15 protein-coding genes are annotated in these 14,215 nt (G+C 69.8%); 3 read left to right on the forward strand and 12 right to left on the reverse strand.

Annotated elements, in window-relative coordinates; all coding sequences use genetic code 11:
- Positions 1–143: 143 nt before the first annotated feature.
- On the reverse strand, positions 144–2,441 hold the full coding sequence (locus ACIHCQ_RS22890) for an MMPL family transporter (RefSeq protein ID WP_399665215.1): 2,298 nt from the start codon (positions 2,439–2,441) through the stop codon (positions 144–146).
- Between the two features lie 225 nt (positions 2,442–2,666).
- On the opposite strand from ACIHCQ_RS22890, the gene ACIHCQ_RS22895 reads away from it, so the two are divergent.
- Genes ACIHCQ_RS22895 through ACIHCQ_RS22905 form a run of 3 tightly spaced genes read left to right on the forward strand, consistent with a single transcriptional unit; the run spans position 2,667 to position 4,783 of the window.
- Positions 2,667–3,212, forward strand: a complete 546-nt coding sequence (locus ACIHCQ_RS22895) for a DUF1697 domain-containing protein (protein WP_399665217.1) — start codon at positions 2,667–2,669, stop codon at positions 3,210–3,212.
- Positions 3,205–3,630 carry a DUF4440 domain-containing protein gene (locus ACIHCQ_RS22900; protein ID WP_399665221.1) on the forward strand — a complete coding sequence of 142 codons (426 nt, stop codon included), beginning with the start codon at positions 3,205–3,207 and terminating at the stop codon, positions 3,628–3,630. The genes ACIHCQ_RS22895 and ACIHCQ_RS22900 overlap by 8 nt, the downstream gene beginning before the upstream one ends.
- A 34-nt stretch (positions 3,631–3,664) precedes the next feature.
- Positions 3,665–4,783, forward strand: coding sequence for a ketopantoate reductase family protein (locus ACIHCQ_RS22905; protein WP_399665224.1), 1,119 nt, complete (start codon positions 3,665–3,667; stop codon positions 4,781–4,783).
- A gap of 75 nt (positions 4,784–4,858) precedes the next feature.
- On the opposite strand, the gene ACIHCQ_RS22910 is transcribed toward ACIHCQ_RS22905, so the two are convergent.
- The 11 genes from ACIHCQ_RS22910 to ACIHCQ_RS22960 form a co-directional block, all read right to left on the reverse strand.
- A complete protein-coding gene (locus ACIHCQ_RS22910) occupies positions 4,859–5,632 on the reverse strand; it encodes a sirohydrochlorin chelatase (protein ID WP_399665227.1) in 774 nt (257 codons plus the stop codon).
- Positions 5,633–5,640: 8 nt separating this feature from the next.
- Positions 5,641–6,534, reverse strand: a complete 894-nt coding sequence (locus tag ACIHCQ_RS22915) for an ABC transporter permease (protein ID WP_399665230.1) — start codon at positions 6,532–6,534, stop codon at positions 5,641–5,643.
- Positions 6,521–7,318: an ABC transporter ATP-binding protein gene (locus ACIHCQ_RS22920; protein ID WP_399665233.1), complete on the reverse strand. Its 798-nt coding sequence runs from the start codon at positions 7,316–7,318 to the stop codon at positions 6,521–6,523. Before ACIHCQ_RS22920 ends, ACIHCQ_RS22915 begins: the two co-directional genes overlap by 14 nt.
- A gap of 53 nt (positions 7,319–7,371) precedes the next feature.
- On the reverse strand, positions 7,372–8,484 hold the full coding sequence (locus ACIHCQ_RS22925; protein ID WP_399665236.1) for an ABC transporter substrate-binding protein: 1,113 nt from the start codon (positions 8,482–8,484) through the stop codon (positions 7,372–7,374).
- Between the two features lie 117 nt (positions 8,485–8,601).
- On the reverse strand, positions 8,602–8,733 hold the full coding sequence (locus tag ACIHCQ_RS22930) for a hypothetical protein (RefSeq protein ID WP_399665239.1): 132 nt from the start codon (positions 8,731–8,733) through the stop codon (positions 8,602–8,604).
- Entirely contained in the window at positions 8,733–10,085 is a 1,353-nt protein-coding gene (locus ACIHCQ_RS22935; protein ID WP_399665242.1) for a sulfate adenylyltransferase subunit 1, read from the reverse strand. The genes ACIHCQ_RS22930 and ACIHCQ_RS22935 overlap by 1 nt, the downstream gene beginning before the upstream one ends.
- 2 nt (positions 10,086–10,087) lie before the next feature.
- On the reverse strand, positions 10,088–11,041 hold the full coding sequence (cysD, locus tag ACIHCQ_RS22940; RefSeq protein ID WP_399665245.1) for a sulfate adenylyltransferase subunit CysD: 954 nt from the start codon (positions 11,039–11,041) through the stop codon (positions 10,088–10,090).
- A complete protein-coding gene (gene cysC, locus ACIHCQ_RS22945; RefSeq protein WP_399665248.1) occupies positions 11,041–11,574 on the reverse strand; it encodes an adenylyl-sulfate kinase in 534 nt (177 codons plus the stop codon). Before cysC ends, cysD begins: the two co-directional genes overlap by 1 nt.
- Positions 11,575–11,597: 23 nt before the next feature.
- Positions 11,598–12,332, reverse strand: coding sequence for a phosphoadenylyl-sulfate reductase (locus ACIHCQ_RS22950; protein ID WP_399665251.1), 735 nt, complete (start codon positions 12,330–12,332; stop codon positions 11,598–11,600).
- Complete coding sequence (locus ACIHCQ_RS22955) at positions 12,329–12,508, reverse strand: hypothetical protein (protein WP_307660468.1); 180 nt, start codon at positions 12,506–12,508, stop codon at positions 12,329–12,331. Before ACIHCQ_RS22955 ends, ACIHCQ_RS22950 begins: the two co-directional genes overlap by 4 nt.
- Complete coding sequence (locus tag ACIHCQ_RS22960; protein ID WP_399665254.1) at positions 12,505–14,205, reverse strand: nitrite/sulfite reductase; 1,701 nt, start codon at positions 14,203–14,205, stop codon at positions 12,505–12,507. The genes ACIHCQ_RS22955 and ACIHCQ_RS22960 overlap by 4 nt, the downstream gene beginning before the upstream one ends.
- Positions 14,206–14,215 lie beyond the last annotated feature (10 nt).

Raw genomic sequence — 14,215 nt, forward strand, 5'->3', positions numbered from 1 at the left:
CGGGCGGGGTCGTGGGCGGCGGGGGTCTTCTGGTCTGGGGTGGGGTTCGTCGGGTCCGCGGGTGCGGCGCCGCGGCGGGGCGGGGGGGGGGGGGGGGGGGGCGCCCCCCCCCCCCCCCACACCCCCGGCTCAGGCGGCTGGCCTCAGACCCGCGCCGGTTCCGGGCGGTCGTCGCGGTCGTCGTGGTGGTACGACGACCCCGTTGCCGTCCCCGTCCCCGTCGCCGTCCCCACGCCCGACTCGTCGTGCGTCATGTCCGGAAGCCAGTTCAGCCACTTCGGGAAGTACCAGTTCCGCTCGTCCAGCAGCGCCATCACCGCCGGCAGCAGCACCCCCCGGATGATCGTCGCGTCGATCAGCACCGCCGCCGCCAGGCCGACCCCCATCTGCTTCATCGACTGCATCGACAGCGTGCCGAAGATCGCGAACACCGCGACCATGATCACCGCCGCGCTCGTCACCACCCCCGCCGTCGTCACCACGCCGTGCGTGATCGCGTCCCGCGTCGTACGCCCCTGCATCTTTGCCTCACGGATCCGCGACACCACAAACACGTGGTAGTCCATCGAGAGCCCGAACAGGATCACAAACAGGAACAGCGGCAGCCACGTGATGATCGCGCCCACCCCCTCCGCGCCGACCAGCGAAGCCCCCCAGCCGTACTGGAAGACCGCCGTCAGGATCCCGTACGCCGCGCCCACCGACAGCAGGTTGAGCACGATCGAGGTGATCGCGATCGTCAGCGACCTGAACGACAGCAGCATCAGCCCGAACGCGAACACCACCACGAAGGCGAAGACCGGCGCGACCGCCCCCGTCAGCTGGTCGTTGAAGTCCTTCGACCCCGCGACCTGGCCTGTGATCGGCGCTTCGACTCCGTCAACCTTGCCGAACGTCGCAGGGCGGACCTCGTCGCGCAGCAGGTCCAGGCTCTTCTCCGCCTTGTCCAGGTCGGAGCCGCCCACCAGCGGTACGTACACAAAGGCGAGGTTCTCCGCGTCGTGCGTCACCACCTCGACCGGCCCCAGAGACGCGCCCGAACTCACCGCTCGCTGACGGAAGTCGTCGATCGCCTGCCGTACGGAAGCCGCGTTGATGTCGTCCGCCTTGACGACGACCTCCGCCGGTTCCGCCCCGCCCGGAAATGCCTCATTCATCCGCTCGTACGTCGCCACGATCGGCACCGAGTCGCCGAACTCCTGGTCCAGCGTGAATTCCTGGGTCTTCATGCCGATCGCGGGCAGTGAGATCGCCGCCAGTGCGCCCCCGGCCACCACCAGCGACACCAGGGGCCGCTTCAGTACGGTGGCCAGCACCCGGGTCCATACGCGGCTCTCGCCGTTCTTCCCGTTCGTGCCGCGCTTCATACGGTCCAGGAAAGGCACCCGGCCCTTCTCCACCCGGTCGCCGAGCAGCGAGAGCAGCGCCGGCAGCACCGTCACCGAGCCGATCATCGCCACGGCCACCACGATCAGCGAGGCCAGGCCCATCGACTCGAAGTCGCCGATCCCCGTGAACAGCATCCCGGCCATCGCCACACACACGGTCACACCGGAGACGATGATGGCGCGCCCGCTGGTCGCCGCGGCGATCTCCATCGCCGTTTCCCGGTCACGCCCCGCTTCGCGCTCCTCGCGCTCACGCCGCAGATAGAACAGGCAGTAGTCGACGCCGACCGCGAGTCCCACCAGCAGCATCACCGAGTTCGCCGTCTCGCCCATCGGCATGAGATGGCTGACGAGACCCATCAGCCCCATCGTCGCCATGATCGCGGTGACGGCCAGAAGTATCGGCAGCAGCGCCGCCACCAGCGCGCCGAAGGCGATCAGCAGAATGCCGAACGCGACCGGCACCGCCGAGAACTCCGCCTGCTTGAAGTCGTCGCCGAAGGCGTCGTCGAACGTCTTGTTCATGCTGGCGCCGCCGATCTCCTCGATCCGCAGCTCATTGTGCGCGTCCTGGACCTTGGCCACGGCGGCCAGGACCGGCTCGATCCGCTCACTCGCGGTCTCGGGGTCCCCGCGCATGTCGAACTGCACAAGAGCGCTGTGCCCGTCCTTGGAGATGGACTCCGTGTCGTACGGAGACTTCACCGCGGTCACTTCACCCGTGGCGCCGACCGCCTTGATCACATCGGCGACGGCCGCCCGGAACTCCGGGTCGGTCGCCTTCGCCGAGCCGCCGTTCTCCCTCGGCTGTACGAGCACGGATTCGCCGACCGGCTCCTCGATGCCCGCGTCCTTCATGATCCGGGCGGCCTGCGTGGTCTCGCCCTTCAGCTGCTCGTCCTGCTTGACGTCGACCTGGCCCGCCGCCCCGCCTGCCGCCATGGCGAGCACGACGAACAACACCCAGATCCCTACCGCGGTCCAGCGGTGCCGCGCGCTCCAGCTGCCGGCCCGCGCGGCTATCCCGCGTGAGCCGCCTCGTGCTTGCCTCATGACGGTCCTGCCCCCTCGCTATGACGTCGGCGCCTCGCCGTCGTCTCCGTTTCGAAGCTATCGGCGGATTCCGGCCGTCTCCTCCTGCTCTCCGGTGAGCGGCGGCGTGGCTCTCTCCTCCTCGGGGAGCGGTCGGATCCCCGACAAGAACGATTCAGGCCCCTTACATCTAAAGGGCGCCGTGCCCCCGCGCACGGGACGCGGCAACCCGCTTATGGTGTGGCGATGACGAGGTATGCGGCCCTGCTGCGCGGAATCAATGTGGGCGGCCATCGAAGGGTCCCCATGCCCGTACTCCGCGAACTGCTCACCGGCCTGGGACACGGCGACGTCGCCACGTATCTGCAGAGCGGCAACGCCGTCTTCAGCAGCGACTCCGGCGACGAGAAGACGCTCGCCGCCTCCCTGGAGCGCGCCATCGAGGAGCACTTCGGCTTCGGCGTCGACTGTCTGGTGCGCGACGGCGCGTATCTGCGGGCGGTCGCCGACGCCTGCCCGTTCCCCGCGGCGACGCTGGAGGGCAAGCAGCTGCACGTCACCTTCTTCTCCGAGCCCGTGGACCCGGGGCGGTTCGCTTCGGTCGACGCCCCGGCGTTCCTGCCGGAGGAGTTCCGGCTCGGCGACCGGGCGCTGTATCTGTACGTGCCGAACGGCCTCGGTCGCTCCGAGCTCGCCGCCGAGCTCGCCAAGCCCCGGCTGTTCCCGGGCGCCGTCGCCACCAGCCGTAACTGGAACACCGTCGTCAAACTGGTGGAGCTGACCCGTGACTGACCCCACCGACCCCACCGACCCCACGGACCACAGGGAACCTACGGACCCCACAGTGGCCGTCAACGCGGCCATGGAGGCTGAATTCCGCCTCCTCGACCCGGGCGTGCGCTCCTCGCCCGAGCTCCTTGCCGCACTGCTCCACCCGGACTTCGAGGAGTTCGGCGTCTCGGGGCGGGTCTGGGACCGGGATTCGATCATCGCGGACCTCACCGCGCCGGACGCGCCCGTGCCGAGGCCGATCACCGCCTCGCGGATGAAGGGCGTACAGCTCGCGCCCGGCGTGGTGCTGCTGACCTTCGACACCGAGTCGGGCGCCCAGCGCGCCCACCGCAGTTCGCTGTGGCTGCTGACCGGCGGCGACTGGCTGCTCTACTTCCACCAGGCCACGTCGTTCGACGACGCCCTCACCACGAGCTGAGCCGACGCCGTCGCCGTATGGCAGTCTCGTTCTTATGCGCTACATCATCATTGGAGCAGGGGCAGTTGGCGGAACCATCGGCGGACGGCTGGCCGAGGCGGGGCACGAGGTGGTGCTCGTGGCACGAGGTGCGCACTTCGAGGCGCTGCGTGAGCACGGGCTGCGCCTGACGACCGCGGACGGGACCCGTACGCACCAGCTGCCCGTCGTTGACCGGCCGGACGCGGTCGAGCTGCGGCCGGACGATGTCCTGATCCTCGCCGTGAAAACCCAGGACAGTACGGCCGCGCTGGAGGACTGGGCAGCCCAGCCGGTTGCCGGCGGTTCCAGGGCAGGTTTCGCGGCAGGTTCCGGGGCAGGCTCCACGGCCGGTGAGCTGCTGCCGCTGGTCTGCGCGCAGAACGGCGTCGAGAACGAGCGCCTCGCGCTGCGCCGCTTCCGCCATGTGTACGGCATGTGCGTCTTCCTGCCCGCCAGCTACCTGGAGCCGGGATCGGTCTCCTGCTCCGGCACCCCGCTGACCGGCATCCTGCACCTGGGGCGCTACCCCTCCGGCACGGACGAGACCGCTCTGCGCATCTCCGCCGACCTGGACAAATCCAAGCTGCTCGCCCCGGTCGTCCCCGATGTGATGCGCTGGAAGTACGCAAAGCTCATCAGCAATACCGCCAACGCCATCGAGGCCGCCACCGGGCTCATCAGCGACGAGGCCGCCGTCGGCCTCGCCAGGCGCGCGTGGGCCGAGGCCCGGGCAGTGGTCGCGGCGGCCGGTATCGAGGTGGTGAGCGCGGTGGAGGAGACGGACTTCAGGGACGACAAGATCCGGTTTGAACCGCTGGCCGGAGGGGAGCGCGCCCCGGGCTCGTCCTGGCAGAGCCTCAACCGCGGTACGGGCACGATCGAGGCCGACTACCTCAACGGCGAGATCGTCCTGCTGGGCCGCATACACGGCGTACCGACCCCGGTGAACGACACCTTGCAGCGCGTCGCCAACAGCTTCGCCCGCGAGGGCCGTGGGGCGGGATCGATGTCCGTGGCCGAGCTGACGGCGCTGGTCGACGCGGAAGCGGCCCCATCAAGCCCGTCTGGGGGCACTCCCCCTGGCTTCGCCGGGGGCACCCCCACCCATGCCGAAGGCTATGGGGGAGTTTGATGACACGGCCGAAGGCCGTGCGGCTTCGACGCGGCTTCGACGGCGGTCAGGGGCGAAGCACGCCCGGCCCGGCGGTCACGCACTGACCGCCAACCGGTCCGCCGCCCGCGCCTGGTCGTACCGGCGCAGCAGCAGCCCCGCCAGCTCCGCCGACGCGCCCAGCACCTCGGCCAGCACGTCCGCTCCCGCCTCCCGCGCGCCATGGGCGATGCGGTCCGGGAGGAAGCCGGGGGCGATGACATACGGGGCCACCGCCACCCGCTGTACGCCCTCGGCGCGCAGTTGGCGCACCGCGTCCTCGGTACGCGGAAGGGATGCGGAGGCGAACGCAGGCCGCACGGCGCACCAACCGGTGTGCCGCAGCTCCCGCGCTATGTGAGCGATCACTGCGATCGCCTCCGGGTCTGTGGAGCCCGCCGAGGCCAGGACCAGCCCCGTCGAGCGCTTCTGGGACGGGTCGGACGCGTCGAGCCCGGCCTCGGACAGCCGCTGCTCCAGTGCGGTGAGCAGCAGCGGGGAGGGGCCGAGCACCTCCGCCTGGCGGATGTTCAGCACCGGCGGCGCCTGACGCAGTACGGCGGGAATGTCCGACTTCGCGTGGAAGGCGCGGGTCAGCAGCAGCGGCAGCGCCACCACGTCCCGTACTCCACCCCGTACCGCCTCGGCAGCCAGCCGTTCCAGCACCTGCTCCACCGACGGCACATTGAAGTCCAGGAACCCGGTCTCGACCCGCAGCTCGGGCCGCAGCGCCCGCACGCGCCGCACCAGGGCGTGCACGGTCGCCGCGTGCCGCGGGTCGCGGCTGCCGTGGGCGATGACAAGAAGGACGGGAGGGACGGGACGGTACATGGCCGGGCTCAGCTCTTGACCAGCAGTCCGCGGGTGCGTAGCACCCACCGTTCCAGCGGACTGAAGATCACCAGGTCGATGGCGATGCCGACGATCAGGATCAGGATGATGGCGAGGAAAACGCCGGGCATATCGGCGTTGTTGCGCCCGTTCTCCAGCAGCTGCCCCAGGCCCAGGCCGAGCTCGGGCGAGGAGGCGATGATCTCCGCCGCCATCAGCGAGCGCCAGGAGAACGCCCAGCCCTGCTTGAGCCCTGCCACATACCCCGGCAGCGCGGCCGGCAGCACGATGTGCCAGGTGCCGCGCAGCCCGGTCGCCCCCAGTGTGCGCCCGGCCCGCAGGAACAGCGGCGGCACCTGATCCACACCGGAGACCAGGCCGTTGGCTATCGAAGGCACCGCGCCCAGCAGGATCACCGCGTACATCATCTCCGGTTCGAGACCGAGCCAGATGACGGCGGGCGGCACCCACGCCACCGAGGGCAGCGACTGGAGCCCGGACAGGATCGGGCCGATGGCAGCCCGTACGAACTTCACCCGGGCGACCAGCAGCCCCAGCGGCGTACCGATGGCGAGCGCCATCATGAAGCCCAGCAGACCGCGCGACACGCTGGTCCACGCGACATCCAGCAGCGTGCCCTGCAACCACATTTCGGACAGGCTGTCCCACACCGCGGACGGCGCGGGCAGCTTGTACTCGTCGGTGACCTTCGCCCAGACCAGCACCTGCCATACGACGATCACCAGCGCGACCGCGACCAGCGGCGGCAGGATCTTCTTCAGCAGCACCTCGCGCACCGGCGTACGGCGGGTGGCCTGCACCGCGTCGAGCGCGTCCAGGCCCGCTTCCAGGCCGGCGAGATCGTCGGCCTTGGCTTCGGTGCTGGTTTCAGTGCTGGCCATGACGGCGGATCTCCCCACGCAGTTGTTCAGTGATCTCGACGGAGAGCTCCGCGACGGCGGCGTCCTCGATACGGCGCGGCTGGGGGATGTCGACCGTCCACTCGTGCGCGATCCGTCCCGGCCGGGACGACAGCAGCACCACCCGCTCCGCGAGCCGCACCGCCTCGCGGACGTTGTGCGTGACGAAGAGGACCGAGACGCTCGTCTCACGCCAGATCCGGGTCAGCTCGTCGTGCAGCACGTCCCGGGTGATGGCGTCCAGCGCCGCGAACGGCTCGTCCATCAGCAGCAGCTGGCTGTCCTGCGCGAGCGCCCGCGCCAGCGCGACGCGCTGACGCATGCCGCCCGACAGCTCGTGCACCCGCTTGCCGTACGAACCCTTCAGGCGTACGAGCTCCAGCAGCCGCTCCGCCTCCGGGCGCCGCTCGGCCTTGGGTACGCCGCGCAGCCGCAGCGCGAGCTCGATGTTCTTGCCCGCGGTCAGCCACGGAAAGAGCGCGTGCTCCTGGAACATCAGGGCGGGCCGCCCGCCGGGCGTCTCGATGGCTCCCAGGGTCGGCTTGTCCAGGCCCGCGACCAGGTTCAGCAGTGTCGACTTGCCGCACCCGGAGGCTCCCAGGAGCGTGACGAACTCGCCCGGCGCGACATCGAGCGTGATGTCGTCCAGTACGAGCTGGGTCCCGGCGGGTCCGGCGAAGGACTTCGAGACGTGCGCGATCCGGGCGGCGTACTCCACCGTTGTGCGGTCCTCGGCCTTGGCTATGGCAGTGGCCACGGTCGTCACCTCCTTGGGTTGGCTTGGATTACGGAGTTGTGCGGAGTTACGGAGTTACGGAGTTACCTGACGCCGAGCGAGGCGTCGGCGACTTCGGGTTTGCCCGCCGCCTTCAGGACCTTGTTCAGCGGCTTCAGGTCGTAGATCCCGGCCAGGTCGGGCTGCTTGAGCAGACCGGCCTTGACCGCGTGGTCCGCCTGCGCCCGCAGGGTCGCGGCCAGCGGGTCGTCGGTGAACCGGATGGACTGCCACGCCGGGTCGATCACATCGGACGGGAGCGGCTTGCCCGTGAGCTGCTGGAGCTTGGTGTTCGCGGACGCCTTCGCCGCCTCCCGGTTGGCGTTGATCCACGCGTTCGTCGTGACCGAACCGCGCAGCACGGCCTCGACCACGTCCGGGTGCTCCTTGAGGAACTTCTGCGACACGATGATGTTCGTGATCACGAACTTCTTGTCCGGCCACAGCGTCGACTCGTCCAGCAGCACCTTGGCGCCCTCGCTGACCAGCTTGGACGCGGTCGGCTCCGGCACCCAGGCGCCGTCGATCGCGCCGGACTTGTAGGCGTCGGGGGTGACCTTGTTCTCCGTACGGACCACGGAGACGTCGCCCTTGCCGCTCTGCGCGTCGACCTTCCAGCCCTGCTCGGAGATCCAGTTGAGGAAGGCCACGTCCTGCGTGTTGCCGACCTGCGGGGTGGCGATCTTCCTGCCCTTGAGGTCGGCCACGGTCTTGATCTTGTCCGGGTTGACCACGAGCTTGACCCCGCCGGAGGCTGAGCCGCCGATGATCCGCAGGTTCTTGCCCTTGGACTTGACGTAGCCGTTGATGGCGGGCGAGGGGCCGATGAAGCCGATGTCGATGGAGCCCGCGTTCAGCGCCTCGATCTCGGAGGGACCGGCGTTGAAGGTGGAGGGGGCGAACTTCGTGCCGCCCAGTTCCTTCTGGAAGATGCCCTGCTCGTCGCCCACCAGCGCCGTGGCGTGGGTGAGGTTCGGGAAGTAGCCGACCTTGACGGTGTCGAGGCCGTCGACCTTCGCGCCCTTGGCGACGGGGGCGATGCTGTCGTTCTTCGGCGCCTGGGAGCCGTAACCGCAGGCGGTGAGCGCCACGGCGAGCAGCGGGAGGACGACGGCGGCGGCGATGGAGCGTCGCAGGAGGGTCCTGGTGGCAGGCACGGGAGGTGGTCCTCTCGTTGGCCCGGTCAGTGCGTCAGGTGGGACGCGGCCGGGAAGTCGGCGGTCTTCGTCTGTGCGGAGTGCGGAGGCTGGGGGCGCGCATGCTGTGCGCGTACGTCATCGCGCACATCGCGCGACCCCGCCCGTCCCCGCGCCGAGGGCGCCGCTGCCGACACGGCCCCCCTCCTTCGCGAACGAGGCGTAAAAGTCGGTGGAGCCGGTGGAGCCGGTGGAGTCGGTGGTGGTCATCAGAAGTCCCACCCGTCCTCGTCTTCGGCCGCCTGCGCCTGTACGTGTACGTGCGCGGTCTCGGCGAAGGCGTCGCCCGCCATGCCCGCCGCCAGCGTGGTTCCGTCCGCCGGGTCGATGAGCAGGAACGATCCTGTACGGCGGGAGTCCGCGTACGAGTCCATCGCCAGCGGCTCCGCGGTACGGACCTTCACCCGGCCGATGTCATTGGCGACCAGCTGCCCCGGCTCCGGGTGCTGGGACAGGTCGTCCAGCGTCAGCCGGGACGGGATCTCCTTGACGATCGCCTTGACCGTACGGGTGGTGTGCTTGAGCAGCACCCGCTGGCCCACGGTGAGCGGCCGGTCCGCGACATGGCAGACGGTCGCCTCGATGTCCTGCGTGGTGGGGGGCGCGTCGCCGCTCGGCACGATCAGGTCGCCGCGCGAGACGTCGATGTCGTCCTCCAGCAGGAGGGTGACCGAATGCGGGGTCCAGGCGACGTCCACCGACTCGCCGAGCAGGTCGATCGCGGTGATCTTCGAGGTGCGGCCCGAGGGGAGGACGGTCACCTGCTCGCCGACGCGGAAGGTGCCCGCCGCGATCTGGCCCGCGTAACCCCGGTAGTCGGGGTGTTCGGCGGTCTGCGGACGGATCACGTACTGCACGGGAAGCCTGGCGTGGCAGCCGGTCAGATCGTGGCTGACCGGGACCGTCTCCAGGTGCTCCAGCACGGTCGGACCGCCGTACCAGTCCATGTTCGCGGACGGCTCCACCACGTTGTCACCGGCGAGCGCCGAGATCGGGATCGCGGTGATCTCGGGGACGCCGAGGGAGGCCGCGTACGCGGTGAACTCCTCGGCGATCGCCGCGAAGACGGGCTCGGCGTACTCCACCAGGTCCATCTTGTTGACGGCGAGGACGACGTGCGGGACGCGCAGCAGGGCCGCGACGGCGGCGTGGCGGCGGGTCTGCTCGACCACGCCGTTGCGGGCGTCGACCAGCACGACGGCCAGCTCGGCCGTGGACGCGCCAGTGACCATGTTGCGGGTGTACTGAACGTGGCCGGGCGTGTCGGCGAGGATGAACCGCCTGCGCGGGGTGGCGAAGTAGCGGTAGGCGACATCGATGGTGATGCCCTGTTCCCGCTCGGCCCGCAGACCGTCGGTGAGCAGCGCCAGGTCGGGGACATCCTGGCCGCGACTCAGGGAAACGGCCGCGACGGCCTCCAGCTGGTCGGTGAGGACCGACTTGGAGTCGTGCAGCAGCCGCCCGACGAGGGTGGACTTGCCGTCGTCGACGGACCCGGCGGTGGCGAAACGCAGCAGGGTGGTGGCGGAGATCCCGGCGAGCTGCTCGGAGGTGCTGGTCATGGCTAGAAGTACCCTTCGCGCTTGCGGTCTTCCATCGCGGCCTCGGACATTTTGTCGTCGGCGCGGGTGGCTCCCCGCTCGGTGAGCCGGGATGCGGCGATCTCGGCGATCACGGCGTCCAGGGTGGTGGCGTCGGAGTCGACGGCGCCGGTGCAGGACATGTCACCGACGGTGCGGTAGCGGATCAGCCGCTTCTCGACGCTCTCGGTTTCCTTGGGGCCGCCCCACTCACCGGCGGTCAGCCACATGCCGTGGCGGTTGAAGACCTCGCGCTCGTGCGCGAAGTAGATGCCTGGCAGTTCGATCTTCTCGCGCTCGATGTACTGCCAGACGTCCAGCTCGGTCCAGTTGCTGAGCGGGAAGACGCGGACGTGTTCGCCGGGCGCGTGGCGGCCGTTGTAGAGCTGCCACAGCTCGGGGCGCTGGCGGCGCGGGTCCCACTGCGAGAACTCGTCCCGCAGCGAGAACACCCGCTCCTTGGCGCGCGCCTTCTCCTCGTCGCGGCGCCCGCCGCCGAACACCGCGTCGAAGCGGTGCTGCTGGATCGCCTCGGTCAGCGGGACGGTCTGCAGCGGATTGCGAGTCCCGTCGGGGCGCTCGCGCAGCTTCCCGGCGTCGATGTACTCCTGTACGGAGGCGATGTGCAGCCGCAGCCCGTGCGCGGCGACGGTGCGGTCGCGGTATTCGAGGACCTCGGGGAAGTTGTGCCCGGTGTCCACATGCAGCAGCGTGAACGGCACCGGCGCGGGCGCGAACGCCTTCAGCGCCAGGTGCAGCATCACGATCGAGTCCTTGCCGCCGGAGAAGAGAATCACCGGCCGCTCGAACTCGCCCGCGACCTCGCGGAAGATGTGCACCGCCTCGGACTCCAGGGTGTCCAGGTGCGACAGGGCGTACGGGCTGTCGGTGCTCTCGGTGCCTTCGGTGCCGTCAGTGACAGCGGCTACAGTCGTCATCAGGCCAGACCCCTCTCGGTGAGCAGCGCATGCAGCGCCGCCGCGGACTCCTGCACGGTCTGCCGGTGCGATTCGATTCGCAGATCCGGGTCCTGCGGCTCCTCGTACGGGTCGTCCACGCCGGTCAGCCCGCTGAGCTCGCCGGCCGCCTGCTTGGCGTACAGCCCCTTCACATCGCGTACGGAGCAGACCTCCACCGGAGTGGCGACATGCACCTCCAGGTACGCGGTGCCCTCGCTCTGGTGGCGCTTGCGGACGGCTTCGCGGCTGTCCTCGTACGGGGCGATGACCGGTACCAGCGCCTTGATGCCGTGGGACGCCAGCAGCTCGGCGACGAAGCCGATCCGCTGGACGTTGGTGTGGCGGTCCTCGCGGCTGAAGCCGAGGCCCGCGGAGAGGAACTCGCGGATCTCGTCGCCGTCGAGCACCTCGGTACGGTGTCCCTCGGCGCGCAGCCGGTCCGCGAGCGCGTGGGCGATGGTGGTCTTGCCCGCGCTCGGCAGACCGGTGAGCCAGACGGTGGCCCCAGTCATGTGCTTGTCTCCCAGAATCGTCATCAGCCGTGCAGCCCGCATTCGGTCTTGCCCCGGCCGGCCCAGCGGCCGGCGCGGGCGTCCTCGCCCTCCAGCACCCGGCGGGTGCAGGGGGCGCAGCCCACGGAGGCGTAACCGTCCATCAGCAGCGTGTTGGTCAGGACGCCGTGCTCGGCGACGTAGGCGTCCACGTCGTCCTGCGTCCAGCGGGCGATCGGCGAGATCTTGACCTTCTGCCGCTTCTCGTCCCAGCCGACGACCGGGGTGTTCGCCCGGGTCGGGGACTCGTCGCGGCGCAGGCCCGTCGCCCATGCCTCGTACGCCGTCAGGCCCTCTTCGAGGGGCTTGACCTTGCGCAGGGCGCAGCACAGGTCGGGGTTGCGGTCGTGCAGCTTGGGGCCGTACTCGGCGTCCTGCTCGGCCACCGACTGGCGCGGGGTGAGCGTGATGAGGTTGACGTCCATGACGGCCTCGACCGCGTCCCGGGTTCCGATGGTCTCGGGGAAGTGGTAGCCGGTGTCGAGGAAGACGACGTCCACGCCGGGCATCGCGCGGGAGGCGAGGTGGGCGACCACGGCGTCTTCCATCGAGGAGGTGACGCAGAAGCGCGGGCCGAAGGTCTCGGCGGCCCACTTCAGAATGTCGAGGGCGGAGGCCTCTTCGAGGTCGCGTCCGGCCTGCTCGGCGAGTTCCTTGAGGTCTTCGGTCCGGGTGGCGTTGGTACCGGTGTTCTGAGTGATGTCCTGACTGACCGTCATATCTCGTCCCCTCCACCGTCGTTGCGCTGAAGTCCGCGGGTCAGCAACCCGAGGAACTTCAACTGGAAGGCTCGATTGCATGCCCCGCATTCCCAGGCGCCGTGACCCTGTTCGTTCGGACGCAGGTCCTCGTCGCCGCAGTACGGGCAGTAGAAGGGGGCAGCTCGCTCGCTCATGCCAGTGCCTCCTCGCTCGCGCGCGCCGCCCACGTCGCGAAGCGCTCGTCGCCCTCGCGCTCCGCCTGGAAGCGCTTGAGGACCCGCTCCACGTAGTCCGGCAGCTCCGCCGCGGTGACCTTCAGGCCGCGCACCTTGCGGCCGAAGGCGGGCTCCAGACCGAGCGCGCCGCCCAGGTGCACCTGGTAGCCCTCGACCTGGTTGCCCGCGTCGTCCAGGACCAGCTGGCCCTTGAGGCCGATGTCCGCGACCTGGATACGGGCGCAGGCGTTGGGGCAGCCGTTGATGTTGATGGTGATCGGCTGGTCGAAGTCGGGGATACGGCGCTCCAGCTCATCGATCAGCGTGGAACCCCGCTCCTTGGTCTCCACGATCGCCAGCTTGCAGAACTCGATACCGGTGCAGGCCATCGTGCCCCGGCGGAACGGCGACGGCGTGACCCGCAGGTCCAGCGCCTCGAGCCCCTCCACCAGCGAGTCGATCCGGGACTCCTCAACATCGAGCACGATCATCTTCTGCTCGACGGTGGTACGCAGCCGTCCCGAGCCGTGCGCGCCGGCCAGCTCGGCGATCTTGGTGAGTGTGGCGCCGTCCACCCGTCCGACGCGCGGCGCGAACCCGACGTAGAAACGCCCGTCCCGCTGCCGGTGCACGCCGACGTGGTCACGCCACTGCTGCATGGGCTGCTCGGGCGGGGGACCGTCCACCAGCTCGCGCTTGAGGTACTCGCCCTCCAGCACCTGGCGGAACTTCTCCGGGCCCCAGTCGGCGACCAGGAACTTCAGGCGGGCACGGGTGCGCAGCCGGCGGTAGCCGTAGTCGCGGAAGATCCCGATGACGCCCGCCCACACCTCGGGCACCTCGTCCAGGGGGACCCAGGCGTTCAGCCGCACCCCGAGCTTGGGGTTGGTGGACAGGCCGCCGCCGACCCACAGGTCGAAGCCGGGGCCGTGCTCGGGGTGGTTGACGCCGACGAAGGCGATGTCGTTGATCTCGTGCGCCACATCCAGCAGCGGGGAGCCGGAGATCGCCGTCTTGAACTTGCGCGGGAGGTTGGAGAATTCCTTGGTGCCGATGAAGCGCGCGTGGATCTCGTCAATGGCCGAGGTGCCGTCGATGATCTCGTCCTCGGCGATACCGGCCACCGGGGAGCCCAGGATGACGCGGGGGGTGTCGCCGCAGGCCTCGGTGGTGGACAGGCCGACGTCCTCCAGCCGGCGCCAGATCTCCGGCACGTCCTCGATCCGGATCCAGTGCAGCTGGATGTTCTGCCGGTCGGTGATGTCGGCGGTGCCGCGCGCGAACTCCTGCGAGATCTCGCCGATGACCCGCAGCTGCTCGGTGGTCAGCCGGCCGCCGTCGATGCGGACGCGCAGCATGAAGAACTTGTCGTCCAGCTCCTCCGGCTCCAGGATCGCGGTCTTGCCGCCGTCGATGCCGGGCTTGCGCTGGGTGTAAAGCCCCCACCAGCGCATACGGCCGCGCAGATCGGCTCCGTCGATCGAGTCGAAGCCGCGGTGGGCGTAAATATTCTCAATGCGTGTCCGCACATTGAGACCGTCGTCGTCCCTCTTGGCCTGCTCATTGGCGTTGAGGGGCGTCATGTGGCCGACAGCCCACTGGCCCTCGCCGCGGTGGCGTCCGGCCTTGCGGCGGGGCGTGGCGGGGGCGGGGTTGTCCGGAGTGGCGGCGGCCATGGCGATACGT

Origin of the sequence: Streptomyces sp. NPDC052236 (genome assembly GCF_044548015.1) — a bacterium.
GTDB lineage: Bacteria > Actinomycetota > Actinomycetes > Streptomycetales > Streptomycetaceae > Streptomyces.

Bases quoted from the DNA above. Each gene is read 5' to 3' on its own strand.
- ACIHCQ_RS22890 (WP_399665215.1), bottom strand. From the start codon at position 2,441: ATGAGGCAAGCACGAGGCGGCTCACGCGGGATAGCCGCGCGGGCCGGC.
- ACIHCQ_RS22895 (WP_399665217.1), top strand. From the start codon at position 2,667: ATGACGAGGTATGCGGCCCTGCTGCGCGGAATCAATGTGGGCGGCCAT.
- ACIHCQ_RS22905 (WP_399665224.1), top strand. From the start codon at position 3,665: ATGCGCTACATCATCATTGGAGCAGGGGCAGTTGGCGGAACCATCGGC.
- ACIHCQ_RS22910 (WP_399665227.1), bottom strand. From the start codon at position 5,632: ATGTACCGTCCCGTCCCTCCCGTCCTTCTTGTCATCGCCCACGGCAGC.
- ACIHCQ_RS22915 (WP_399665230.1), bottom strand. From the start codon at position 6,534: ATGGCCAGCACTGAAACCAGCACCGAAGCCAAGGCCGACGATCTCGCC.
- ACIHCQ_RS22930 (WP_399665239.1), bottom strand. From the start codon at position 8,733: ATGACCACCACCGACTCCACCGGCTCCACCGGCTCCACCGACTTTTAC.
- ACIHCQ_RS22935 (WP_399665242.1), bottom strand. From the start codon at position 10,085: ATGACCAGCACCTCCGAGCAGCTCGCCGGGATCTCCGCCACCACCCTG.
- cysD (WP_399665245.1), bottom strand. From the start codon at position 11,041: ATGACGACTGTAGCCGCTGTCACTGACGGCACCGAAGGCACCGAGAGC.
- cysC (WP_399665248.1), bottom strand. From the start codon at position 11,574: ATGACTGGGGCCACCGTCTGGCTCACCGGTCTGCCGAGCGCGGGCAAG.
- ACIHCQ_RS22950 (WP_399665251.1), bottom strand. From the start codon at position 12,332: ATGACGGTCAGTCAGGACATCACTCAGAACACCGGTACCAACGCCACC.
- ACIHCQ_RS22955 (WP_307660468.1), bottom strand. From the start codon at position 12,508: ATGAGCGAGCGAGCTGCCCCCTTCTACTGCCCGTACTGCGGCGACGAG.
- ACIHCQ_RS22960 (WP_399665254.1), bottom strand. From the start codon at position 14,205: ATGGCCGCCGCCACTCCGGACAACCCCGCCCCCGCCACGCCCCGCCGC.